We start from the raw sequence: 26,228 nt of genomic DNA, 5'->3' as shown, positions 1-26,228 counted from the left end.
TCGGCTAAGTACTAATTATTCAAGTACAAAACCATTTTCAAATTAAGCCAAATATCAAAATCTCGTATAACTATTATTATGTTTAGTTGCAATTATCAAAGTACAATATCAACTTTTATAATTTCAATATTATCATTTAATTTTGTTCGATCGTGAGAATCTGCATTACAGAATAAAATTAAGTGATCAGCAGTTAATTTACTCGTAAGCAGTTTTTTTACACTTTTTGATTTTTTTACATTGAAAAATGATGGCGCTACGTTGAATGCTTCTGCTATCAGAACTTTGTCATTTGCGTAACTAATTATATCATGGTCATTTCTATTTTCGTTGCCTAATTCAACCTCAAAATCAGTAAATATATTTAAGTCTGGATATTCTCCATTAATAATTTTTTTGACGCCAAAAAGAATTACTAAGTCTGTCATAATTCGATTCGCAGCCTCAAAAATAGAAACATTTTTCCAAGGTCCAGAACCTATTTGTCCTCGCTTAAGTCGATTTAATAAAGCTAAAAGATTAGACTCTTCAATTTTTAAAGGAATGTCTGCTAAAAGTAGTTTATAAGCTTCTATAGTCTCATTAATATTATCTTTATTGAGATTTCTTGGAATATCAGAAATTGTTTTCATACAAGTATTTTTATTTAAATCAAATTTTTACTCCGCCACTAATTTCTCCAATTTTTCTGAAACAGCAATTTCCTTACCATTCTTAAAAATCCTAAACCCTTTTCCTTTATGATACTTCTCTCCTGTTTTATCCCAAAGAATCGTAATTATATTTCCGTGATACAGCACATTATCCAAGCAAAACCAATCCCACTTTTCCTGTGGAATCAACGGATTCACCTCAATTTTTTCATCTGCTCTTGGGCGTAAACCCACCAGTCCCGTAATCATCAAATCGTTAAAAGTCGAATGATTGTAATAACGGCTACGCTCTTTGTCTCCCATCAACCAATAACCTGTTGTTTCGTCCAGATATTCTCCAATGTATGGTCTTCCTCTGTAATATTGCGACTGCACATACAAATCCATTTGCTTGAAATAATCGGTTTTGGCAACGAAATTTTGATTGTAATTATTCAGAACATTCGCCAAAGCCGTCAAAGTCTGTGAACTCGCAAAAGGCCAAATCGCACCGTCCCATTCACAGGTTCCGGTTCCGTGGGTTCTAAAACGCGGACTTCTGCGCTCTGCGGTTGTCAAACCAAAAGGTGCCGAAAACCCTTTTTCATCCTTAATCTGTTCCCAGGCTTTTTCAAAACCTTTGTCTTTTTGTGGCAAATTAAAATACCAAGGAATAAATCCAATTGCCTCTCGCACCTGCGCCAGCGTATCTTTTTCGGTAAACGTTTCAAAGAATTCACTTTTCGGATTCCATAATTTTGTTTCTACCAATTGTTGTAAAACATCGGCTTTGGCTTTAAATTTAGCCTCCACTTCTTTGTCGCCTTTCATCGATGCCATTTTCGAAATAGCCACAGCATTTCCAAACATATAGCTGTTAATCGTTGGCCTTGCATTTTGTACTTTTCGCCCGCCACTCAACGATTCTTCCATTCCGTCCTTTACATCGTGTTGCCAAAACAAACCATCCTTGCGCTGACGGTCTTTTTCCCAAACTGCATAATCGGCCACCATATCCGGATACAAATCCAATAAGAATTTTTCATCCTTATTCACCAAATAACGATTGTACAACGCATCAGCCGTCCAACTACTGAATTTGTACAATTTGTTCATCGGTTTTCCTTCATTGCCACGGTACCAAATTTTCACATCCTGCTCCAAATACTGCGGATCGTGCACCCAGCGGAATTCATTGATATGATGCCCCACTGCACAAGCAATCAAATTGTATTTATCGGCATACGAACGATCTACTAAAAACTCCGTAATTCCGAAACCAAGTGGCGTTTTCTTGATGTGTTTTCGAGCCGTCCACCAACGATAATAATAAATCTCCTCAAAATTCTGCTGTGGACATTCAAACAACGGAACATTCTTTTCCATCCACGCCCACGCACTGTCATTCGGAATCGCAAATTTCAAATTCTCGTCCTCCATCGTGTTGAAATAATCAACATAATGTTTAAAATTATCCGCTTTCAAAACAACAGAAGTTCCTTTTTTAGAATGCCCCGCACCCGATTTACAACCACTGTTCAAAGCCGAAATCAGGATCACAATCGCCATTATTTTGTATTTAAATTGGTGTAACATATTCAAATTATTTTAATTATTTGGGCGTGCCCCTCCGTGAAAAACTTCGGGTCGTGCTGTACGTTCCCGCTTTTTTTTGTTCGGCTGAAAAAGCCTCTCAAAAAAAGAGCTCCACTGCCATCACTCACGCGGATAACAATCACGTTTATTTTATTTCTACTCCTTAAAGGTTTTCAAAACTTGTAGATTTCCTTCTATTTTTTTTCTAACAGTTTTGTCATTCCGAGGAACGAGGAATCTCCGCAAGTAACTCTACAATCAAAATCGCCAATCTTTGTCGATCCTGCAACGGAGATTCCTCGTTCCTCGGAATGACAAACAAGATGGGATATGTCTAATAACTTAATTCGCAGAAAAACTATAAGTCTGTCCCGCTTTCATCTCCACATCATACTCATTGTACTTTGGCAATTGTACTTTAGGCAATTTTGCTTCTTTAGAAATAATCGGTTTCTTCACTTCCACATCATAAAACAACGGATTCGGGTTTTTACCTTTTGCTTTTTTAAGTGCAATTCCTTTATCTGCTTTCAAAGTGTTTTCCAATTTCAATCGGCAGTTTCCTCCTAATTTTGAGTACACTTTCAAAGTTGAAACTTTATTGTTTTTCCAGGTCATATCTATTACAAATCCGCCACGGGTTACCAAACCTTTGATGCTTCCGTCTTTCCAAACCGTTGGCAAAGCAGGCAATAAATGAATCGCATCTTCCTGACTCTGCATCAGCATTTCGGCGATTCCTGCAGTACAGCCAAAATTACCGTCAATTTGAAACGGCTGATGTGCATCGAGCATATTTGGGTAGGTTCCACCCCCTTTTCTTTGGTCAGCGGTTACCAAATGCAATTGATCCTGAATCAGTTTGTAAGCGTGATTTCCGTCTAATAGTCTTGCCCATAAATTCACTTTCCAGCCCATTGACCAGCCTGTCGATTCGTCTGTTCTGTAAATTAAGGATTGTTTAGCTCCTTCAAATAATTCAGGCGTTTTGATTGGCGAAATCTGATTACTCGGAAACAAGCCATACAAATGCGAAACGTGTCGGTGATTGTCTTTCGGATTGTCCCAATCGTCCTGCCATTCCTGCAACTGACTGTGTTTTCCAATTTTCATTGGAGGCATTTTGGCCAAAGCATCACTTAATTTTTTAGTATAATTTTCATCCGGAGCAACCAATTTCGAAGCTTTGATTACATTCGAAAACAAGTCAAAAACCAACTGATTATCCATCGTAGTTCCCGATGCAATAGTCGATTTTCCGGTTCCGCCAGCGTGTGTATTTTCAGGAGAACTTGATGGAACCACCACCAAATATCCTGTGTTTGGATCGGTAATCATAAAATCCAAAAAGAAATCCGTTGCTCCTTTGATTACAGGATAAATTTCTTTTAAATAATTGATATCGCCTGTGTACAAATAACGTTCCCACAAATCCTGCGAAACCCAGGCACCGCCTGTCATCCACATCCCTGAAGCAGCCGAATCAACCGGAGCGGTTACGCGCCAGATATCCGTGTTGTGATGCAAAACCCAGCCGTTAGCGTTATACATTGTCTTTGCTGTTTCTGCTCCAGTCACGCTCAATTCTTTTGCCATTTGGATAAAAGGCTCGTGCATTTCGGTAAGGTTTGTTACTTCTGCCGGCCAGTAATTCATTTCGGCATTGATGTTAGTTGTGTATTTAGAATCCCAGGGCGGAGTTACCATATCGTTCCAGATTCCCTGTAAATTAGCAGGCTGACCTCCCGGCTGTGAACTGGAAATCAATAAATAACGCCCGAACTGAAAATACAGACTCGCCAACTGCGGATCGAATTGATTTTTGAAATCACGAATTCTTTCGTTTGTCGGTTTTTTTATGGCATCGTTTGAACCTAAATCCAACGAAACTCTGTTGAAGAATTTTTGATAATAGGCAACGTGTGCTTTTTTAATTTCATCGAAACTTTTCGGTAAAGCTTTCTCCAAATACGATTTGCTTTTCGCTACTTCATCTTCGGTAATGTCCTGATAGTTTTTGAAATTAGTCGCTATCGAAATATAAAGTGTTACTTCATCGGCCTTGTTGATGATTAGGATTCCGTTGCTTGCCGAAACTTCTCCGCCTTTATTTTTGGCTTCGATTCGTCCCTGAAATTTTACTTTTCCTTTTACGTTTTCGAAATTAGTTCCAACTCCTGAAAGCAGAATTTGATTGCCTTCTGTCGAAGGAACGGTTTTGTCAATCGGACTGTTCATAAAAACGTTTGCCGTAATCTGTCCCGGCTGACTTGCCGATAATTTTACCACAATTACCTGATCAGCAAAAGCAGTCAAAATCTCTCTTGTGAATTCCACTCCGTTTACGGTGTATTTTACTTTTGCCGTAGCGTTTTCGATATCTAAATCACGATAATAATTGGTGTATTTTTGATGTCCCGGAAACGAAATATAAGCGCTTCCAAAAGTCTGATACGGCATTCCGTCGTTGGTTTGCGACATAATATCCTGTGTTGCCAAAGCTTGTGCTTCGTCAAATTTTCCTTCGAAAACTAGCTGTCGCACTTTTGGCAATGCCTCGATTGATTTGGTATGTGCGTTGCTGTTTGGCGAACCTGCCCAAATAGTTTCTTCGTTCAATTGCAAACGCTCCACTGCGGGATCTCCAAAAACCATTACACCCAAACGGCCATTACCCAAAGGCAAAGCTTCGTTCCAGATGGTTGCGGGTTTATCGTACCACAATTTTAGTTGGCTGTTGGTTTGCGCTGTTGTGGCGAAGGAAACAATTCCGAAACAGATCGCTGTTATTTTATTTTTCAATTTCATATTTTATACTTTTTTGGTAATGTCTACATTACTTTCAAACTCTCTATAAACAAGAATGAAGTAAATTCAATTCGATTATTTTTACTTGAAAAATACCTTATTTGATTTTCTTTTATTACTTCTCCCTCTTTTATTACACTTATTTTCCATTTATAATTACAGGGATGTAATATTGGCACTGATAAATCGAATTCTGGATTTTCAAAATTCCAAATCCATATCGGTTCTTTATCCTTAGCTTCATATGGTTCAACATCCCACAATTCTATTCTATTTTCAGAGTCAATTTTATTTTCTACTTCTTTTATCTCGATTAATGGTTTAAAATAAGTTAAATCAGGATCTGAAGGAAAACAATTTGGAAATTTTATGAAACCTAGACTATTCCAAAATTTTTCTGATTCTTTTGGTGAACAAAATAATTTTAATGCCTTAAATCCTTTTTGAATAAAATGATTTGAAATTTGATTTACAAAATATTCACCAATTCCCTCTCGTCTATGTTTTGGATGAATTTCTAAAATATCTATTTCTATATGTAAATCTCCTTTTATCCAAACTAAAAACCCAACTATTTTTTCTTCTCGTTTTACAATAACAAGTCTATTTTCTTCAAATGATTTTTTTATAGTTTGAAAATTACCATAAAAACCAGAATTTGATTTTTTATCTTCTTCAAACAACCATTTCTCAATTGTTTTTAAATCATTTTCTATAGGAGTAAAATTTATAATTAAAAATTGTTCATTCATATTTCTTTATTCTAAATTTTTAATCAAAAGACAAATGCTCTTGAGTTACGAAAGCGCGTGAGGGATAGAAGCAAGCTACCGAAGTAGCGCGGATAGCCCGACCCGATTTGGGAAAGGGGGCTACTGAACCGTATCGAGAGTTGCCCCCTTTTTCAAATTGGGTCACGCCCAACTATTACTTCTTAACTTCATACACTTTCAGGTTTTTTTCTCCGAACATTTCATATAATTTGTTGATGTCTTTCAGGGCATTTTTAGGTAAATTTTCGGCTTTGTTGCCAAAAACATATAATTTATCGTAAGGCTCAATCACACAAGTCGATTCGTCTATTTCGCCTTTTTCGTTCTTCACGTTGTTCAGATCCAGACCTAAATATTTCGCCATAAACGGGTACAAAGCCATACGTTTTGAAACGCCAAAATCGTGTCCTTCTTTAGCAAAATGGGCGTTTTCTACCAGATTTTTTTTGCCGTAGAGTTCGTAAGTTCTTTGGATAAAAGGGAATTCCAATTCGGGAACTGCGAGCGTCCAGTCTTTTCCGTCTGACACAATCAATTGAGGTTTTGGCGCCATCATTGCCGAAATTTCGGCATTGTTGGTTCCGTTTCCGCAAAGATGAATTCCGCGACCGCTTTCGCATGGACAACCGCCCGAAAAATGCGAGGAAACCATCACCACGGGAGCCGAAACGGTGATTCGATCGTCTAAAGCGGCCAAAAACATCGTGTGCGAACCTCCGCCGGAACCGCCCGTAACGCCCACTCGCGAAACATCGGCATTTTTTATGGTTGCCAGATAATCCAGTAATCGGATTCCGCTCAAGACCTGAAGGGTTGAGGCGATGCTGTTTCGGTGCGTTTCTTCGGGGAATTGCAATAGGGATTCGCCCCAGGCAAAGAGGTCGTAACTTACTACGATTGCTCCCATTTTCGCCATTATGGCGCAACGGTATTGTTCGTCTTTTCTGTATCTTCCGTCGCCGAAATGTCCATCGGGCGTTAAGATAATCGGTGATTTTTTGTTTAACGGATAGGGTTTGTAAATCGATCCTGTTGTGTAAACGCCCGGAAGAATTTCCAACGCAATATTCTCGACGCTGTAATCTTTGTAGATTCTTTTTGGGGTTAAGATAGGTTTTGATTTGGGCGTTGGCGGTGCTTTGTCCAAACCAAAAGACATAATCATACAGGCTTTTATTTCTTTTTTTCTTTTTTCCCAGTCGGAAACATTGGAATATAAAGTCGTTAAATAATCCAAACGCTCTTTTCCTTTATCGACTGATACTTTGTGGTTTTCATATTTTCGGATTTGGTATTTTCCGTCAGGCTGTTTGAAATAAGTCAATTCAAAAGGCACCAAAACATTCGCCAGAGAAACTTCCAGATTGCCTTGTTCAATTCGCCAATCGGCGTAATCTAGTTCTTTTCCTTTTAGTAAACCTCTGTCGTCAATTACAGTGATTTTGAAAATGGTTTCGATATTTTTGATGGTTTCCGTTACCGGTTTTCTGAAATTAGTGTCGGATGTGCATTGCGCGTTTGCGAGTGTCAATGTGAAGATTGAAACCAGTAGAGCAAAAAGTATGTTTTTAATTGTAGTCATTTTTAAATCTTATAATTTGCATTCAATTGTATATTTTCCTGAACCTAATTTCAAATCTTTTGTCGGTTTTCCGTTGACTTTTATTTCTGAATTATTGGCGATTGGTAATTTTATGGTCGCTGAAGTATTAGCAGGAATCTCCACTTTCAGGATTAACTTTCCGTCTTTTTTCTCCCAGGCCGAAGCGATATTTCCGTAAATGGACTTATAGGTTACTTTTACAAAAGTCATATCGCCCACGATTTCCGGCTGAATAAAGAAGTGTTTGAAGCCCGGATTTTGATCATCGGGAACGATTCCGGCCAGACTTTGGTAAAACCATTCTTCGATTTGTCCCATCATAAAATGATTCCACGAGTTTCCTTTGCGCGGATCCCATTGCTCGGTTAAGGTTGTCAAACCAAATTTAATCTGAAAACCATAACCCGGCGCATCGAAATGATTGTTCATTTTGTACATCGTTTCGTTTTCGCCGTTTCGTGCCAAAGCCTGAAACAAATATCGGTTGCCAACATCGCCAGTTGTCAATCGGTCGCCTTTTGCTTTGATGTCAGCCAATAAATTCTGCATTACGGCCTGTTTGTATTGCGGTTCTACGATGTCCATAAAAACAGGAACGGCATTGCTGAACTGACTGCTGGTTCCGTATTGTTTGGTTTCTGGATTGAAAAATTCCTTGTTGAAAGCGTTTTTGATATCCGAAGTCAGCTTTTCGTATTTCGCAATATCTTCTGTTTTGTTCAATAATTTTGAGGCTTTAGCCAGCAAACTTGCTCCGTAAAAAAAATGAGAAGTTGCCGAAAGTGCAATCGGACTGTTTTTGGAATAACCCGCCGGATGTGTTCCGTAATCGTACCAATCGCCCAAACCGTGTGAAACGATATGATTGGTGGCTTTGGTTCCCAAATAATCCACATATCTTTTCATTACGGGATAATATTTTTCGATTAACGAAGCGTCGCCGTAATATTCATAATACATCCACGGCAGAATTACGCCTGTCACACCCCATTCCGGTGAATCGGTAAAATCGCCTCCGAAAACTACATATTCAGGAACGATCGTTGGAATCAAACCGTTTTCTCGTTGCGAATCGGAAATGTTTTGCATTGTTGCCGGAATAAAACTTTCGAGATTATAATTGAATAATAATCCGGGGCCGTTTAAGTGAATTTCTTCCAGCCAGCCCAATTTTTCGCGTTGTGGGCAATCGGTAAAAACACTCTGAAAATTACTTTTGATGGCGTTGTTAATCAGCAAATGTGTCTTGTTGAAAATATCATTGGAGGATTCAAAAGTTCCAGCTTCTCCTGCCGAATTGTAAATGAAATTCGATTTCAAATCTAATAATGTTGGCAGATTTTCATCTTTGGTTTCTTTATAATTGATGTTCTCAATCTGCACATATTGAAAACCGTAATAACTGAATTTTGGTTGCCATTCTTCTACGCCTTCACCTTTTAAAGTGTAATCGTAATAATAGGGTTTTCCGGTTTTTCCCTGTCCGACAGTTCCGTCTTCATTTAAACTTTCGCCTACCCAGACACGAACGGTCTGTCCTTTTTTTCCTTTTACTTTTATGGTCGTAAATCCGGATAGATTCTGTCCCATATTAAAAATATAAAAGTTAGGCTTCAGCTCTTTGGCTTCCTTAACTTCGTATCGCTTTTGAACAGTAACTGGTGTCGTCGTCTGAGGTCTTAAAATGCCTTTTGGTGCTTCCTGAGTAACTACTTTTTTCCAATTTATATCGTTGAAACCTCTACCGTTCCAGCCTTTTTGTTCTAAATTAGCATTGTAATCTTCTCCTCCAAAAATACTGTTGTAGGTAATCGGGCTTTTGCTGTATTTCCAACTTCCATCGGATTTAACGATTTCCTCTGAACCGTCTTTGTAGGTGATTTTCATTTTGAAAAACAAAGTCGGCGGGCCAAAACTCACGTAAAACTTCGAATATCTTTCAGCCAAAGTATTGTACATTCCGTTTCCTAAAAGTACTCCAATTACGTTTTCCCCTTTTTGAAGTTCATCAGCATTTAATTCGCAAACATTATAGTTCACGGTTTTATCATAATCTGTCCACAAAGGCGCAAACACACTATTGCCGATTTTCTTTCCGTTAATCGTTAATTCATAATGTCCCAAGCCGGAAACATACACTACGGCTTCCTTGATTTCTTTGTTAACCGAGAATGGTTTGCGAAGCATAATACTTCTGCGGGACAACGAATCCGAAGCATTGATTAATGATGCTTTTTTCTCTTTGTTGAACGTGGCGGTGTGGTAATTTCTGCCTTCAGGTAAATGGCTGTCAGCTTTGGTAATGGCTCCAATCCAAATTGGATTTAATGCTGATGTGGAAGGTGCGATTCTAAAAGAGGCTGTTTGGCTCCAATTGGAAGCTTTGTCTTTTTGGTTCCAGACTTTGACTTTCCAAAAATATTTGGATTCGTTTTTTAATGAAATTCCGCTGTAACTGATTTGAAGATTTTTATTGGAAATTACTTTTCCGCTGTTCCAGATATCGGCTTCGTTTTTCTTCAATTTTTCTTCTGATGAAGCAACTAAAATCTGATAGGCAGATTGTATAACATTCTGTTCTTTTGAAACCAACTGCCAGCTTAATCTTGGTTGGTTTTCAATTACTGCCAATGGGTTTTCTGTCATTTCGCATCTTAAATGCACAGCAGAAATTTGTCCATTTAAAATGAACGAAATCAGAAGACAAAAGAGGAATAATATGTTTTTAAAATTCTTCATATTTTATTTTTTGCACGCAGATTTTGCAGATTGAGCAGATTTTATTTTTTTATTTTTTTTTAAAAGTATTCAAACAGTTTATTACCATGCCAAAGCCTCTTTTTGTCATTCCGAGGAACGAGGAATCTCCGCTTGCTATTCCGCACTGTTGAGCTTCTTACGAAGATTCCTCCGCCGTCGGATGACAATATTGTGTAAAACCTATTAGTCTTAATCCTTACTATTACAATTTCTTTGTAACTACCGACTTAATATTAAAAACCGCTTCGGGAATTAATTTTCCTGTATCCGGTAAATCGGTAAAATCTGGTGTGTCCGGTTCTGTATCTGCATTTGGTGTGTAACGCTGATCCCCTGTGCGGAACATAATTCTTGAAATGCCATCAACCGGAGCATAGAATATTTTGTTGGTTTCTTTTCCGTCATTCACTTTTACGGTGTAGGAACGGGAAGTTACGTCCAGTTTTACAGTAATCGTGTATTCTTTTCCGGCTTCATATTTTCCAATTCCGCCGTGACGGGCTCCGTGTTTCACTTTTATTTCTCCATCCGAATCGAAAACGATGCGAATCGCAGGCAATCCTTGTTTGTTTTGGAATTCCACCTGCAATAATCCGTGGTTATTTTGTTCTGGTTTTACGATGAAAGTCGCTTCCATTTTTTGTGCAAACGGAATTACACGCTCGGCACGGGAATAGTCAAAAAAATCCTGATCTCTTAACGTCAGCCATTTTTTTCCGTCTGTTTTCTTTTCAATTTTTGTGGATGCCCAGGACAAATCGTAGGTGTTCCATAATTTTAATTCTTCTCCGTTTGGCAAATCATTGAAAACATCGTTGGCGTTTTCTTTTACTTCGCTTGTTACGGGAACGGGTACCGAAGCTACCCAAATATCTTCTTTGTTCACGCTGTAACTTACCCAAAGTTTTCCGTCAGGCGGAGTTCCGTTGCCTTCGAGAATTCCGCGAACGTATTGGGGTCCGGCAGATTTGTAGTTTCCTCCGTAACGCATCGGGCTTACTTCGCCATGAACCAATAACAAATCTTTGTAATTCAGTCCGTCATCACTGGTTGAAATCGCCAATGGCCAACGGTATTCTGACGGATTATAAACAGTTGCATAACGGTTATCCGAAGTTTTTTGTCCCCAGATTTTGGCATTGCTGTTTACAAATCCCGGTGCTCTTACCGGAGTGTATTCCCAGGTTTTGCCTTCGTCTTTACTTAGGGATGTCAAAGCAAATTTCCATAAACCGACTACGTTTCCGTTTGGTAAATGGTAATAATTGAACGCTTTGTATTGTTTTTTTAATGGAATCAAAGCGTCATCTCTGTCGGCTTCTTCGACCCATTGTTGCATCAATAAAGGTTTTGACATCAGCTCATCGCAGGCTTTGATGAATTTTTTGTCTTTACTTTTGGTATAAAACGGAAAGGTCGTTGGCAACGGGTTTCCGGTTTTGTTGTATCGAATAAAATAAATGGGTCCATACGTTCCGTCTTTATAAATTTCTCTAATTACACGACCAATTCCTTTTCCGTCATTGGGGTCGTCTTTTTTGTCTAAGGCAACTCCGTAATAACCGGTTGCAAGCAATCTGTTGTCGGATGAAACATAAAAGCCCATACGCTGGTGCATAATGGCATCGATGTTTTTGGCAACGCCTTCTACTCCTTCTTTTTTGAATCCATCTGGAACATGATAAATTGGAAAAAGAACGGCTGGTTTTGTCCAGTTCACCCCATCTTTGGAGGTCATTATAAAAGTCTGGCTCGGCGGAATGTGTTCTCCTGATGGATCACTCAAATAATGCAGGTAAAAGGTATTGTTCCAATACGCCATCATCGACTGGTGATTGTATGTCCAGCCAAATCCATCTGCTTTTTCAGGATGTTCACGGCTGGCGCGCATAATCTGCGTTGCGTGAACTCCAACTGCGGGACTTAATTGTCCGTGATGGTAATCGACGTTGGAAAGTGTTTTGCCTGTATATCGTATCGTGTCTTGTTGGGCTTGTGCCGAATTGACTGCAACACAGCTCAACAAAATGGTTGTAGCTGTTACGATATTGGTTTTTATGTTTTGAAATGCAATCATTTGCTTTTATTTTAATGCTTCTAATTACACCTGACCCGTTTTAAAAACCTTTCAGGTGTCGTTGAAGATAAATTATTTCTTTTCAATTAATCCTTTTAGAACTTCTGCGGAAATTGTTGTAATCGTTCCGTGTTTGTGTCCTTCTGGTAATTTTATTTTGGAAGAAACATCTTCAAACTTCACAAAATCGGTCGTTCTTAAAGCTTTGTAATTTTTGGATCCGTAATTGTCATAATACAGCAACCAGTTTTTACCGACTTTTACAACCGTTGGACCTTCTGATAAATATTCGGTTAAGGGTTTTGATCTTTTTTCGAATGAGCCTAAAGGTGATTTTCCAAAAGCTACTTCGATATTTCGCATCGGTCTGGTGTTGTCTTTAAGAACCAATACATAATCCTTTTTGCCTTTTTTGACAATCACACAATCGATGACGCTAAAACCGGGATCGTAATATAATTTGGTATCCGAAAAGGTTTTGAAATCCTTAGTCGTTACGTAATACATTCGGTGGTTGTTTTTCTCGTCTTCTACTCCTTTTTCGAATCGGAATGGGATTGTGGATGCCCAGATAATAATGTATTCTTTTTTGACATCATCATAAAAAATTTCGGGTGCCCACACGTTTACGACTTCGGGTTCGTGTTTCATTACGGGAATGTATTCCTGTTTTGACCAATGAATCAGGTCTTTGGAACTAGCGTAGCCGAAACCATTTCCGCCTTTCCAGTCGGTTGTCCAGACCATATGATACATTCCGTCTGTGCCTTTTGTGATGGAGGGATCGCGCATTATTTTGCTGGCTCCGATTTCGGGTTTTAGGAATGAGCCTTTCAAACCTTTCCAGTTGTAGCCGTCTTCACTGTAGGCCAGATACAAACCTTCGGTAGCGGGTTCCCTGAAAGAGGTGAAAAGGAAAATTTCCTTTTTTTTCTGGGAATAGCTGACAGCGAAAAATGAAAGCGTTAGTATGATGAATATTTTTTTCATTGTTATATTTTACCTCACCCCAGCCCTCTCCAAAGGAGAGGGAGCCGAAATTGGAGAGTTATTATTTGTTCCTTTTATAGTTTTTCTTTCCTGCAAGGTTTCCAAAACCTTGTAGGTATAATATTGTATGTTGAAATACCTACAAGGTCAAAAAAAGACCTTGCAGGATAGCTCGTTCTATTATTCTACTATCGCTTTTTTATCCAGGTCTTTTCCTTTTTTCACAACTGTAGTCACATTGTTGAACACATTGTTTTTCAGGAAGATATTTTTCGTGTCTTTTCCGTTTGCTTCGATGAAAATATCGGTGGCGTTGAACGGAAAATTGTTGTTGATCATCATATTCGAGGCGTTGTCGATTTTGATAACCGGAACTCCTTTTATTGGCGTAGAAGAACCTACATTGTCCAAAATCAGGTTTTTAGCATCGCTGATTTTGAAAGAAGAACCAACTGTTGCGTTGACTTTTACGTCGTGAAACTCTACATCGGTCGCCGTGTTTATGGTAAAACCTTCCTTGCCGTCCATATTGATGTTGGAGAACGTGATGTTCTGGATTGGCATTTCAACAATTCCGCGAACGAATCCGGCTTTGTTGACATTTCCGCCCGTAACGTTGCTGATGTGAATGTTTCTGAAAATTGGCGTGCGCTCGGTAACCGGCTCTACGGGATTGTCTTTATCGTAGAAAAGATCCAGAATAATGGCTTCTTCCTTGATGTTTTTCATTACTATATTGTCCACGCGAATGTCTTCGACCACTCCGCCACGACCTCGAGCGGATTTGATACGGATTCCACGATCGGTTCCGTCGAAAACGCAGTTGGATATCGTGATTTTTTTGATTCCGCCCGACATTTCGCTTCCGATAACAACTCCTCCGTGACCGCTTAACATGGTACAGTTGGTGATGGTTACATTTTCGGTTGCTTTTCCGTATTTACGGCCGTCGGCATCGCGACCCGATTTGATAGTGATACAGTCGTCGCCCACGCTGATGTGGCAGTTTGAAATGTGAACGTTAGTACAGGACGAAGGGTTGATTCCGTCTGTATTTGGTGAATGCGGATTGAAAATGGAGATTCCGGTTACGGTTACGTTGTCACAGAATTCAGGATTTATGGTCCAGAAAGGCGAGTTTTTAAACGTGACACCTTCAATCAAAATGTTTTTACAATTGTAAGCCTGAAAAAAAGAAGGTCTGAAAAAGTGTTTGTCAATTGTTCTTTTATAGTAAGGCTCGTAGACGATTCCTTTGTTTTGCTCGCTCCACATTTTTTGGTATTTGGTTTCCGGAATCGGACCTTTGGCGGTTTCGATTCGGTACACTTCGTTCCACCACGCTTTTCCTTGTCCGTCGATTACGCCTCTTCCTTTGATGGTGATATTTTCTACGTCTTTGGCGTAAAATAATGGGGAGAAAGACTGCATTACGATTCCTTCGTAACGCATTTCTACATACGGAAGGTAATCATCGAAATTCTCTGAAAATTTTAAAAGTGCACCTGAATCCAAATGGATGGTGATGTTACTTTTTAGTTTTAATGCTCCTGTCAGGTATTCGCCGGCTGGAAAAAAAATAGTTCCTCCACCGTTTTTTGATGCTTTTTCGATAGCACCTTGAATGGCTTCGGTGCATTTTATTCCTTTGTTGTTTCCGCCTTCGTTTAGGATGTTTAGCCAGCCGTCATTTGCGAAAGCGGTGTTTAATCCGGTTATGAAGAAAAGGATTATGAATATTTTTTTCATATTTATTTTTTTACTTTTTTCATATCCTGCAAGGTCTTTTTTTGACCTTGTAGGTATTTGTATGTTTAGCTAATACACCTACAAGGTTTTGAAAACCTTGCAGGAGAAACAGATTATTTATTCGATGTCAAAATCAAAATCCAGTCGTTTCCGTCTTCTTTTTTGCCGGAAGGCTGGAATTCTTTTGTTCCTTTGTTTTCAAAATGTCCAATCGATTTTATTTTGCCATTTCTTGGATTATACCAACTTGCATCAACATTATTCCCTGAAATTTTCCCCATATTCACGGTGATTTTTCTTCCGGTATAGGTATAAATCAAAGCATAATCATTTCCTCTTGTTGCCACTTGGTAATCATATTTTTCTCCTTGATTAGCAATCAAACTTTGATCTGGAACACGATCCAATGAATTATATCTCTCCATTAATTTCTTAATATAAATCATTTGTTTTGCTCCTGGTGCATTGATGGCTGATGTCCATAACTTTTTGTTTCCGTAGGCTGGTTTGTCGCCTTTTCTGAACATTTGCATTACAGCATTATGTCCGTAAGTGTAACCTGCCCCACCTGCAAAAACCGACCAGTATCCGTAACGACGTACATCGCTGGCAGTCCATTTTGGCTGTAGCGTATCGTGCAGTCCGTGTGGAATTCCTTCGTATGATGGTTCTCCGTCCAATGTTGGTTTAGTTGGTTTTAAATCCCAGTCTCTTTGAACAAATTTGTAATTGTCTTCTTTGAATGGTTTCACCGAATCCTGATCATATCTTCTGTGACCGGACTGAAACATATTGAAATCTAACCAGCTTGCATTATGAAAATTCTCTGATGAATCGGTTCTCCCGAATGGGTGAAATGTTACTAATTGATCTGGGTTACTCGTTTTTAAAATACTTCCGAGTGCGTTCCAAATCTCCTGAAATTTGTCTCCATAGGTATCGCCACCGTTCAGCCAAATCACATTGGTTTTGTTTTTATATCTGTTGGCTAAAAACTTGGCGTATTTTTCAACATCCGCTTTCGTTACTTTGCTTTTAGCACTACTAATATTAGTTCCCCAAACCGGAACCATTGCTAAATAGATTCCTTTTTTTTGTGCTACTTCCAAAGTGTAATCTATATGATCCCAGTAATCGTATTCGGGAGCATCCTTTGGGTCGTTGCCAGGTGAAGTAATTTGCTGGGTCAGATTATCATTCATTAATGCCTGATCGCCGTACGCATTTACAGCATTCACATTATGCAACACCATTACCTGAACGACATTGAACCCTTTTGCTTTTCGGTCCTGAAGATATTTTTCTACACCTTTTCTGTCCAGTTTACCAAATGTCAGCCAGCCTGTATCGCCTAACCAGAAAAATGGTTTCCCGTCTTCGGTAACAAAATAGTGCTGGTTCGGGGAAACTTTAAGTTTTGGCAGGTTTTTGGATTGAGAAAATCCGCTTTGTGCTGTCAACATAAAGGGTATACAAAGGGCGAATAGGTATTTAATTTTCAGGTTCATTATATTTATTTTTGCACGCAGATCCAGCAGATTTGCGCAGATTTAATTTGCTTATTGTTTATTATCAGTCTTTAATTTTTCTTCACTACGAATAGTACTTTTTCTTTGATCTCAGCTTGTGGAATTACGACTTGTTTTCCTCCACTGATATTCGCTCTTTTGGTGATAATTCCATTGGAAGCATTAATTGCATACACTTCAAAACTTCCTTTGTGATTGGATAAATCGATTGAAACATCCTGATCGTTTTTCAGATAAAAAAGATAGGCATTGCCTTTATTTTCCAGTGCCCAGAACTTGTCTGAAAAAGTAGTTCCTTCTGCAAACTTCATACCAGCAAGGGCAGAATGAAAGGCAGAAAGTTCAATTTTTGGAACATTTGCCAATGAAGCTCCTCCCATTAATGCCGGCCATCCAAATCGTGGTGCTCCCATTGTGGAATACAACACTGCCTTTTCCGGATATTTTTCACGGTATTCACGAACTGCTCTGTAAACCTGATCATCTGTTTCTTTTCCGGTTTTGATTTTACGGGCGTGCTGGCGTGGTGCTAAATTTTTTCCGCCTTCCGGAGCATACAGCGTTCCGTCTTCTCTGTAATACCAATATCGGATATCAATTACATCAACGGTTTTGGCTCTTGTTTCGTCATTCAAAATTGCATCCTGAACATCTTTTGTGGCACTTAAGGCAATTTTAGATTCGTTTTGGTGTGACTTTTCGTAATTGGCAATCACATCGATCCAAAATTGCATAAAGCTTAACGGACCTGTATATTCGGCACTTGTGAGTTGTAATACGTTGGCGTTATCTTTAAAGTTTTCCAGATTTTTTTCGATGAATGCAACGTGCAGTTTTCGAATGTCTGTATTTTTTACATCATAAAATTGTTCGGCAAGAAAAATCCTTTTATCGCCTGCATAAGGCGGTGGTTCCGGCAATCCTGTCGTGTTGATATTATTCGCTGGACGCCAAGGCGAACTTGCCCAATGTGCTCCGGCTTCTAAGATGTTATGCTGAAAATAGGCTTCGTTTAGTAAGATCTTATTCTTTTTACCTGCTAATTCGGCAAAAGTTTTCAATCGGTTCCAATACCAGGCGTTGTATCGGGTCAAATCGTATTTGCTCAAATGATCCCAGGCAATTCCCTGCCCGCTTCTGTCAAAAGGCTGTTCGTAGAAAGGAGCCCAGACATCGGCATCGATTCTTCTAATACGCTCGTGATCGGCCATTCTTTGTTCGTACCACAATCCGTAATTATGGTCAATCGCTGATTTATTATTTTCGACTAAATAGTTTACGGTTTCCTCCAAGTTATCGGTATAACCAACTCCATAATGTCCCGGAACAAATCGGGTAATGTGCGGTCTTGATTTTGCGATTTCAGATTCACGTAAACTGCCTCTCCACCACGGTACATCTACTACTTCTCCGGTAATTACACCTTTGGAAGTGGTCAAAAATCCATTGGTTATAGTGATTTTATCAGAATTTGTATTTGCAACTGCATCGGATTTTACTTCGTCAATTCGTTTTACTTTGGCATAATCAATCGCAATTGGATTTCTGGTTGATGCTTTGGTAATAAAGTCTTTTAAAGTTTCGTTTAATTTATAGGCTTCGGCGGTTAAAGCTGTCGCTTGTTCTATCGTTGGACTTGAAGAAGGTTCTGAACCTAAATCCATTATTTGAGCATTCATAGGCAATTTACCCAGACGCTGTTCCAATAAAGCATAAAATAAACTTCTCGGACTGATGTGATTGTTCACGTCTTTCCAGTGTCCGTTTCCTGCCCATTGTGCCCAGACTCCAAATGCCCAGTTGTTGGCTGTTGGCGGACTGTAATTTTCTATTTTGGATGCCGATGTTTCCCAGATAACGCTATTGGCAGCATTCCAGCCTAAACCTCTTCCGTCCTGTTCTTTGTTTTTGAAACTGATGGCATTTCCATCAATTAAGGAAACGTCGAAAAGGATTCCGGTTGCCCAACTTCCAACAGATCCGCTGAAACTATATGGCTGATGTGATTCGCATTGCAAAAAAACATTGGGTCCAGCCGTAGCGTAACCTCCGACTACAAAATCATTGTATCCGAATTCAGAATAGCATCTTTGAAATAAAGTCTGCTGTCCCTCGGTATAAAATGTATTTCTTCTAAAAGATGCGATTTCCGAAATTGGGTTCAGTGAAAGACAATCTTCAACTGTAATTCTTTTGGCTGTTTTTAGAACCGAAACGGCTCCGCCTGCAAATTGTTCAAAATTGACCTGTCGTACCCAAACATCTTCAGCATTTTCAACAGAAATTCCTGTCCAACGGTGCTGTTCGTCTTTTGGATTTGTGGTATCATAATCTGATTTCAAAGTAAGATTTTCTACACCTGAATTATTTATTCTCCCTGACCAGATGTAATTTACTACAGTTGACTTTGATAGTTCTTCATCCAATGTATTCGTTAAAGGTGCATCGATGGTGATTTTATTTCCCTGAACATTTGTAATTTCTCTGTCGGCACGAATGACAAAATCATCTGCTTTCCAGCCAATCCATCCGCTTTCTCCTCCAAAATCATTCATTGACAAAAGGTCAATCCATTTTTTTGTGATAGGAGTATTGATTAAAATATGATCTCCTTTTTTGAGATTATTAGCATTTTTTACAGATAAAACTGTTGCTCCTAATGGTGTATAATTTGCATCTAATTGAAATGTTTCCTTTAAAAGCTGATTATTAATTCCGCTTATATTGACAATTGCTTTTCTGTTGGTTGAAGTTCCTAAAAGTATCGTTCCATTATTTCCTGAACCGCTTCCTCTTAAGACAATTCCGCTTTCCTTAATATTGATTTCACCCGAAACTTTGAAGATTCCTTTGTCTAAAAGTACCGTTCCTTTACAACCGTTTTTATCAACTTTCAGTTTGGCAACATAATCTATAGCGGATTGAATTGTTTTGGTGGCGTCTCCATCGATATGCGGCACAAAAGCTTTAATCGTTATATCTGGAATAGCAATTGATGAAGCTTTATATCCGGCATACGAAAAGTCAGGAATCTGATTTCCTTTTGCATCAGTTGTCAGCTCTAATTTTCCATCTTTAGATTTTGTAATATCCGGAAATGCATTTTGTGCCGAACTGATATTGGCACTAAAGAAAAGAACAAAACAGGATAAAACGAGTAAATCCTGTTTTGTTACTATATTTTTAAGCTGTATAAAATTCACTTCTACTTTATTTTTGATTTTTTAGAATATAGAAGAAAGAATATAGACTTTCCCAAAAAAATAATTTCTTTTCTATACTCTATACTCTTTCTTCTTTGCTCTTTACTGCAATAATCCTTTTAACTGAGCCAAGGTATCGATATTATTTTCCGTTTTCGTCCAATCTGTTTTGCTGTTCGGGTCGATACCGTTAAAATATTTCTCAATATTGGTATATCCATCACCATTTGAATCTTTATTTGCATCCGAAGCGTCTTTTGGGTTCAGTCCGAATTTCTTTTCCCAGACATCCGGAATTCCGTCATTATCTGAATCTTTATAGGATTTCCCTTTATATTCCGGATAACCGCCCACCTGATCCGGATGCGTGATGATCCCTTTTTTATAAGAATCGGCAGGCAATCTTCTTTTGATATACTCTTTACCGATAGAATTTTCCAATCCGTCTTTCACTTCAATTTTTCCGGTGCGAACCTGTTTGATGATTCGTTCATCGACTGCATCGCGTTTTGGTAAAGTTGCTCCCACATTATTCAATACAAATTCATAGGCTTCTTCTGCTTTCATTATTGGAAATTTCGGCATTGAAAAAGGTTTGTTTTGTTTCATCTGTTCCAAATAATCTTTTGTTTCTTCAGCAGACTGGTCTTCAAGTTGTACACCCCCATTCCAGTTATCTGCTGTGACTTCGGGAGAACCTACGATGAAATTTCCTGAAACATACGCCCTTCCATAGGTTTTAGGTTTCATGTAACCTGCTTCCGGTTTCAGAATTCTGTAGCGGATCGGCTGATCTGTTGGTGTTATGGGACCCGGTTTAAAATAATTATTGATGATATTGAACATCGATCTGTAATCCCCTCCATCCAAAGAACGGTTCCACCAGTTGAAAATCACATTATTTACAAAATTAAAGTCGCCATACATTCCGATAGACGCATTTCTGGAAATATTATCTGCCCATAAATTACGCATAAAGGTACTGTTTAACCCGCCAATTGTACTTCCAAATGCATGATTATAAGTATCTAAACCTTCGGATGAAATAGTATTCTGAATTGTAATATTACAAGCGGGCAATTTCTCCAGTTTTGATTTGTCATTTACCTGAAACTGGTGTCTGTATAACGAAATATTTTCGTCTAATCCCCAACTCATTGAGCAGTGGTCTATAATAATATTCCCCATTGGATTTCCTCCCAATGCGTCATCTCTTCGGGTAACTTCTGTTGCTCCTCTGCGAAAACGCATGTGGCGAATAATGACGTCGTGGGTATCTATTTCCAAGGTTTCACCTGCGATGCAAATTCCGTCACCCGGTGCAGTCTGACCTGCAATGGTTACGTAGGGTGCTCGCATACTGATTCTCTTTTTTAACTGAATAATCCCCGAAACATTGAAAACAATTGTTCTTGCTCCAACCGCTTCGCAGGCTTCACGGAAAGTGCCTTTTCCGCTGTCTTCCAAACTCGTTACAACGAATATTTTTCCGCCACGACCTCCTTGTGTATATGCTCCTCCTCCTTCAGCTCCCGGAAAAGCAGGAATATCTGCCTGAACAAAATCTTTTGGATAGGATGCCCAAGGCAAATACGGACGTCCCGCTTTAGTTTCTTCTTTGATGATATGTGCATTCGCCTGCCAGATCTCCTGTAATCTTTTTTCTTCATCTGCTAAAAGCGCATCCGCTTTTTCCTGAAGCGGTTTTGGAATATCAGGGTATTGTGCATAGGCTGATGAAAGAATAGAACAAAATGACATTATCATCATTGTTGTTTTTAAAGTGGTATTTGGAAAAATATTTTGCATGAATCTTTATTTTAGTTCTTAGTAACTAGTAATTAGTCCTTAACGATAGTCAATAGTTTTTTTAAGCTAATCACTAAGCACTAATTACTAAGGACAATAAAATTATTTACCTGATTTGGCTTTCTCTCTTTCTTCAATACGTTTGTGCCAATCTGCGCTTTCTTTATTTAAATCGTACCCTTGTTTGGATAAATAGTTATTGATTCTTCCTTTGTATTTACCAAACCAACCGTGTTTTTCCTTAGATGAACCGCCATCCATTGCGTGTTCTCTGGCTTCTACCAAAGCATCGCAAATGTATTTTTTCTGAGCGTCAGTCAAATTCGGCAACATATCATTATAACCGTCAACGGTAATTGGAAGAACACCATAAGTCATTCCGTCTTTTACTTCAGTTATTTTTGCTTCGTTCAATTGCGTTCCTAATTTTTTTATGTAGGCTTTGTGTAGTTTAGCAATTGATTTATCGGCTTCAACTTTCAGTTTTTCAATTTTTTCGTTTTGCTTTTCTTTGGCTAAAGTACTGTCGTCTTTTACTTTTTTGATTTCAGTATCTCTAACATCGTGAATTTTGCTTAAATCACGAAATTGCTGTGCGATAATATTCGTTACTGCAGTTTCTTTTTCTTTGTTTCCCAAAGCCAGCTTCTCAACAATTTTAGCTGCTCTTTCATTGGTTACTTTTATGTATTCCGGGTCCTGATATTGTTGTGCGTTTATTTTGCAAAAAGCAAAAAGCAGAAACATCAGACTTATTTTTTTTAGTGACATCATCTTATTTATTATTTTAGTCTAAAGTCAAAGGTCATAAAGTCAAAAGTTTTATCTCAAGCTTTATGACCTAACTTCATTTTTTTAATTTAAATCTAACAAAGGTCTAACCAATGTTTCTTTATTATTGGCTAAATCTGTCCAGTCTACTTTTATGGCTGGATTTACTCCATTGATATAATCTTCGATATTAGAATATCCATCACCATTTAAATCTCCTTTTGCATCAGATGGATCTTTTGGATTCAGACCGTATTTTTTCTCCCAGGCATCCGGCATACCATCTTTGTCTGTATCTACATAAGGTTTTCCTTTGTATTCCGGATATCCGCCAACCTGTGAAATATCAGTTATAATTCCTTGCTTGTATGAATCCATTGGTAAACGACGGTGTTCGAATTGGTAGAATTCTTTTTTATCTAATCCTTTTGCATATTCAGGAACTCCTGTTTTTACGGTTCTTACGATTCTTTCGTCTACTTTATCTCTCAATGGCAAAGTTGCACCCACATTTTTCAGAACATATTCATAAGCTTCATCTGCTTTCATGATTTTAGAAAACCAAGGCATTGGGAAAGGTCTGTCGCTTTTCATTTTATCGAAATAGGTTTTGGCTTCATCATAACCCATTAATTCACCTTTTTTGTTTTCGATCTGGATACCGCCATCCCAGTTGTCTTTGGTTACTTTTTCGTTCCCATTCACAATATTTCCTGTTACATGCGCTCTTCCAAAAACCATGTAAGGCAGTTTGCTTCTGCCAGATTCCGGTTTTAAGATTCTGTAGCTGATTGGCTCAGCCAAATTAGTTACAGGTCCTGGTTTATAAAAGTTGTTAATGATATTGTAGTTAGCAGTATAATCACCACCATCAGTAGATCTGTTGTACCAGTTGTAAACTACATTGTTTACGAAATTGAAAATACCGTTCCAACCAATGGATGGGTTTCTACCTGCGTTGCTAGCCCACATATTTCTCATAAAAGAACAATTTTCTCCACCCAATGTACTTCCAAAAGCATGATTGTAGGTATCTAAAGCTTCTCCAAACAAACTGTTTTGGATCGTAATGTTTACAGTTGGTTTTTTTTCGTCCGGGTAACCTGCACCGGGGCTGTACATGTGTCTGTACATAGACATATTTTCGTCTAATCCCCAGGTTGCCGAAACATGATCGATCATAATATTCCCTACTGGATTTCCTCCAATGGAGTCATCACGACGACCTACAAAAGTTTCTCCTCTGCGGAAACGCATGTGCCTGATAATAACATCGTGAGTATTGATCCAAATAGATTCTCCTGCTACACAAATTCCATCACCCGGAGCTGTTTGACCTGCAATCGTAATATAAGGTGCACGAATGATTAAAGGAGTTTTAATTCTAATAATTCCCGAAACATTAAAAACGATAATTCTGGCTCCACCTTGTTCACAGGCTTCTCTCAAAGTTCCCGGCCCACGGTCTTCTAAACTCGTTACGACATAGACATTTCCACCACGCCCCCCAAAAGTGTACATACCTCCTCCTTCAGCTCCTGGAAAAGCAGGTATAGACGCTTGTGGCAAATCGTTTGGTCTTGATGCCCATGGAATAAAAGGTTTACCATGTTTGGCTTCTTCTTCAATAATAACTAATGCCTTTTCCCAGGCTTCATCTGAACGTTTATCAGCTTCATCTATAAAAGCTTTTGATTGCGCAGCCATTTCAGGGCTTATTTTTGGATATTGAGCGAAGCATTTTGCATTCCCTAGAACCAACAGCGATAAGATAAATAGTGCCGAATTTTTCATGTTAATTTTAATTTTGGTAATTCATTTTAAACAAATCACCTGTATCTTTTTGAGGAATACAGGTGAAAAGTTTAATTTTAATGTTAACGTTTTATTAAGATATTAATAAAAATGCCTGAAAATTATCAGGCATTTTTAGTTTTATAAATTATTCTTGATAATTGTAAGTTCCATTTGCATTAGCAGCATCATTCCACCCAATAGTTTGTTTCAACCATGGGTTTTGAGTTAAAATAGTCAAAGTCAAACCTTTTACATAATAATTTGGTCTCCAAAGTATATTTACGGCCGTAGTAGTACCATTGTTGTCCATCGGGGTGACCAAATTAGTCAATACAAAATTATTAGTATAAAAATTAGCTAGAGTTGTAATTTGTGTATTAAAGTTTGCATCATCAGGATCTACTGTAATACTCGCTCTAACTGCAGATAAAGGATCCGTTGAAGTTGCAGTATTTTTATATTGCAAAAATTGACCAATTCTTTGTGTACCGTTAATAGGTGATAAACCTAATTTTTGATTAGTATTATCTACAGTACCAGCAATTGCATCATCACTGTACAACATCCAACGTTGCACATCCCAGAAACGTTTTCCTTCATAAGCTAATTCAACTCTTCTTTCGTATAAAGTAGCGTTTATTGCGGCATATTTATCAGCTAATGTACCTATACCATAATTATTAGCCGAAGGAATACCCACACGATTTCTAATTTTACCCAGATAAGTTATAGTATTTCCTATATCTCCTTTTGCAGCGTAACACTCTGCAATATTTAATAATAACTCAGCATAACGGTATTCAAAAATATCCGTACTTGAATATTGGAAACTAGAAGCATTAGAAGCTGTAGGGTTTGACATCTTGCGCACATAAGCAGGACTTGAAGTCTGATTACCATCGCTAAAATATTCTTTATTTGCGGCATCAACCCAACGATACCCCCATACAGTATTAGATGTAGATTCTTTGTATGGCCATTTAGCTCCAGAAAAAGCAAATGTTCTGTAGAAACGAGGATCACGATCTTTAAAGAAAAGAAATGGATCATAACCATTTGCTACTGTTGGTTTAGAACCGTCTTTCATCGGAAACAAATCAATCATATCTTTAGGAACAGAAATTCCTCCCGTAGCAGTCGATTGACTTTTTAAACGAATTGATTTCTCCCATGAATTATTTAAAGCAACAGTAGTATTAGAAGACAACATCTGAACCGTAATGGCTTCTTTACAAAAAGCATTGTCAATCAAGAACATATTAGCCCAATCTTTAGCTGATGACCCATATAGACCAAAACCATCTGCAGTTAATTGAGTTTCTGCAGCTAAACCAGCTTGTAATGCTGCATCCCAACGGTCTGTTGTACTATCCCAATTTTTATTGAATAAAGGACTTGCATAGGTTAACAACACTCGTGATTTTTGAGCTAAAGCTGCTCCTCTTGTAAAACGACCATAATCCGTTGCAACATCCCATTGACCAGGTAATAAAGTAGCTGCCAAATCTAAGTCTGCAACAATTTGAGATACAACTTCAGCAACAGTAGCCCTTGGCAATTTGATACTTTCGTCTGTTGAACTTGCGGCTTGTACGGTAAGTACAATTGGCACTCCTCCATAAGTACGCATCAAATCAAAATACTGAATAGCTCTTAAGTAGTACATTTGTCCCTTTGCCTTATCACGAAATGCTTGACTTAAACTTGCACCTTTTACATCTATGTCTCTCAAAAAACCATTAATATCTCTAATTCTACTATAAGGATTATTCACTGTACTAGAAGTTATAGTGGTTCCATAATAAGTCGATCCATCAGCTGCATTAACAAATGTCTTATTTGGGTTAATTAGATCGGTAATTCCTCCAATTTCTTCAGTTAGCTTTGATTGATCTGTAGTATACAAACCAACCGTATTTGCTAAAGGTGATGTATATGATGAAAAGAAATCATAATACACATTATTAATATACCAAGTTGTACGTTGTTCACTTTCATAAAATGAATCATCAATCTGACCGTAATTTTTCTTATCCTCCAAGAAATCATCACTACATGAAGCACTTACAACTAATAAAAGTGCCAATGTTATATATAAATTAATCTTTGTTCTCATTGTTTCTATTAATTT

The 26,228-nt window shown here is 38.2% G+C and carries 15 protein-coding genes; all 15 read right to left on the bottom strand.

Annotation, left to right across the window (positions count from 1 at the left end):
• Nucleotides 1-95 precede the first annotated feature (95 nt).
• The 15 genes from DMB65_RS04390 to DMB65_RS04320 all read right to left on the bottom strand — a co-directional run bounded on the left by DMB65_RS04390 (nucleotide 96) and on the right by DMB65_RS04320 (nucleotide 26,213).
• A complete protein-coding gene (locus tag DMB65_RS04390) occupies nucleotides 96-632 on the bottom strand; it encodes a hypothetical protein (RefSeq protein ID WP_110305466.1) in 537 nt (178 codons plus the stop codon).
• A 27-nt stretch (nucleotides 633-659) separates the two neighbouring features.
• Nucleotides 660-2,228: an MGH1-like glycoside hydrolase domain-containing protein gene (locus DMB65_RS04385; protein WP_110305465.1), complete on the bottom strand. Its 1,569-nt coding sequence runs from the start codon at nucleotides 2,226-2,228 to the stop codon at nucleotides 660-662.
• A 342-nt stretch (nucleotides 2,229-2,570) separates the two neighbouring features.
• Nucleotides 2,571-5,036 carry a glycoside hydrolase family 95 protein gene (locus DMB65_RS04380; protein WP_110305464.1) on the bottom strand — a complete coding sequence of 822 codons (2,466 nt, stop codon included), beginning with the start codon at nucleotides 5,034-5,036 and terminating at the stop codon, nucleotides 2,571-2,573.
• Between the two features lie 23 nt (nucleotides 5,037-5,059).
• Nucleotides 5,060-5,788 (bottom strand): GNAT family N-acetyltransferase, encoded by a 729-nt coding sequence (locus tag DMB65_RS04375; protein WP_110305463.1) that lies wholly within the window; start codon nucleotides 5,786-5,788, stop codon nucleotides 5,060-5,062.
• A 175-nt stretch (nucleotides 5,789-5,963) separates the two neighbouring features.
• Nucleotides 5,964-7,391: an acetylxylan esterase gene (locus DMB65_RS04370; protein WP_230470605.1), complete on the bottom strand. Its 1,428-nt coding sequence runs from the start codon at nucleotides 7,389-7,391 to the stop codon at nucleotides 5,964-5,966.
• 9 nt (nucleotides 7,392-7,400) lie between these two features.
• On the bottom strand, nucleotides 7,401-10,151 hold the full coding sequence (locus tag DMB65_RS04365; RefSeq protein ID WP_110305462.1) for a glycoside hydrolase family 78 protein: 2,751 nt from the start codon (nucleotides 10,149-10,151) through the stop codon (nucleotides 7,401-7,403).
• A gap of 223 nt (nucleotides 10,152-10,374) precedes the next feature.
• Entirely contained in the window at nucleotides 10,375-12,249 is a 1,875-nt protein-coding gene (locus DMB65_RS04360; protein ID WP_110305461.1) for a sialidase family protein, read from the bottom strand.
• Between the two features lie 72 nt (nucleotides 12,250-12,321).
• Complete coding sequence (locus tag DMB65_RS04355; protein WP_110305460.1) at nucleotides 12,322-13,239, bottom strand: glycoside hydrolase family 43 protein; 918 nt, start codon at nucleotides 13,237-13,239, stop codon at nucleotides 12,322-12,324.
• Nucleotides 13,240-13,419: 180 nt separating this feature from the next.
• A complete protein-coding gene (locus tag DMB65_RS04350) occupies nucleotides 13,420-14,988 on the bottom strand; it encodes a glycoside hydrolase family 28 protein (protein WP_110305459.1) in 1,569 nt (522 codons plus the stop codon).
• Nucleotides 14,989-15,101: 113 nt separating this feature from the next.
• A complete protein-coding gene (locus tag DMB65_RS04345; protein ID WP_110305458.1) occupies nucleotides 15,102-16,496 on the bottom strand; it encodes a glycoside hydrolase family 140 protein in 1,395 nt (464 codons plus the stop codon).
• A gap of 71 nt (nucleotides 16,497-16,567) precedes the next feature.
• Nucleotides 16,568-19,720 (bottom strand): DUF6298 domain-containing protein, encoded by a 3,153-nt coding sequence (locus tag DMB65_RS04340; protein WP_110305457.1) that lies wholly within the window; start codon nucleotides 19,718-19,720, stop codon nucleotides 16,568-16,570.
• 102 nt (nucleotides 19,721-19,822) lie between these two features.
• Nucleotides 19,823-21,529: a polysaccharide lyase gene (locus DMB65_RS04335; protein WP_110305456.1), complete on the bottom strand. Its 1,707-nt coding sequence runs from the start codon at nucleotides 21,527-21,529 to the stop codon at nucleotides 19,823-19,825.
• Between the two features lie 102 nt (nucleotides 21,530-21,631).
• Nucleotides 21,632-22,303 (bottom strand): DUF3826 domain-containing protein, encoded by a 672-nt coding sequence (locus DMB65_RS04330; protein WP_230470604.1) that lies wholly within the window; start codon nucleotides 22,301-22,303, stop codon nucleotides 21,632-21,634.
• 81 nt (nucleotides 22,304-22,384) lie between these two features.
• A complete protein-coding gene (locus tag DMB65_RS04325) occupies nucleotides 22,385-24,094 on the bottom strand; it encodes a pectate lyase family protein (protein ID WP_110305454.1) in 1,710 nt (569 codons plus the stop codon).
• Between the two features lie 148 nt (nucleotides 24,095-24,242).
• Entirely contained in the window at nucleotides 24,243-26,213 is a 1,971-nt protein-coding gene (locus tag DMB65_RS04320; RefSeq protein WP_110305453.1) for a RagB/SusD family nutrient uptake outer membrane protein, read from the bottom strand.
• Nucleotides 26,214-26,228: the final 15 nt, after the last annotated feature.

The organism is Flavobacterium cheongpyeongense (genome assembly GCF_003202435.1).
In the GTDB taxonomy this organism is placed as follows: domain Bacteria; phylum Bacteroidota; class Bacteroidia; order Flavobacteriales; family Flavobacteriaceae; genus Flavobacterium; species Flavobacterium cheongpyeongense.
The sequence above is the reverse complement of the archived record's forward strand: the minus strand, read 5'-3'. Positions and strand labels throughout refer to the sequence as shown.

Coding starts and splice junctions, on each gene's coding strand:
- DMB65_RS04390 (WP_110305466.1), bottom strand. CDS start 632: ATGAAAACAATTTCTGATATTCCAAGAAATCTCAATAAAGATAATATT.
- DMB65_RS04385 (WP_110305465.1), bottom strand. CDS start 2,228: ATGTTACACCAATTTAAATACAAAATAATGGCGATTGTGATCCTGATT.
- DMB65_RS04380 (WP_110305464.1), bottom strand. CDS start 5,036: ATGAAATTGAAAAATAAAATAACAGCGATCTGTTTCGGAATTGTTTCC.
- DMB65_RS04375 (WP_110305463.1), bottom strand. CDS start 5,788: ATGAATGAACAATTTTTAATTATAAATTTTACTCCTATAGAAAATGAT.
- DMB65_RS04370 (WP_230470605.1), bottom strand. CDS start 7,391: ATGACTACAATTAAAAACATACTTTTTGCTCTACTGGTTTCAATCTTC.
- DMB65_RS04365 (WP_110305462.1), bottom strand. CDS start 10,151: ATGAAGAATTTTAAAAACATATTATTCCTCTTTTGTCTTCTGATTTCG.
- DMB65_RS04360 (WP_110305461.1), bottom strand. CDS start 12,249: ATGATTGCATTTCAAAACATAAAAACCAATATCGTAACAGCTACAACC.
- DMB65_RS04355 (WP_110305460.1), bottom strand. CDS start 13,239: ATGAAAAAAATATTCATCATACTAACGCTTTCATTTTTCGCTGTCAGC.
- DMB65_RS04350 (WP_110305459.1), bottom strand. CDS start 14,988: ATGAAAAAAATATTCATAATCCTTTTCTTCATAACCGGATTAAACACC.
- DMB65_RS04345 (WP_110305458.1), bottom strand. CDS start 16,496: ATGAACCTGAAAATTAAATACCTATTCGCCCTTTGTATACCCTTTATG.
- DMB65_RS04335 (WP_110305456.1), bottom strand. CDS start 21,529: ATGCAAAATATTTTTCCAAATACCACTTTAAAAACAACAATGATGATA.
- DMB65_RS04330 (WP_230470604.1), bottom strand. CDS start 22,303: ATGATGTCACTAAAAAAAATAAGTCTGATGTTTCTGCTTTTTGCTTTT.
- DMB65_RS04325 (WP_110305454.1), bottom strand. CDS start 24,094: ATGAAAAATTCGGCACTATTTATCTTATCGCTGTTGGTTCTAGGGAAT.
- DMB65_RS04320 (WP_110305453.1), bottom strand. CDS start 26,213: ATGAGAACAAAGATTAATTTATATATAACATTGGCACTTTTATTAGTT.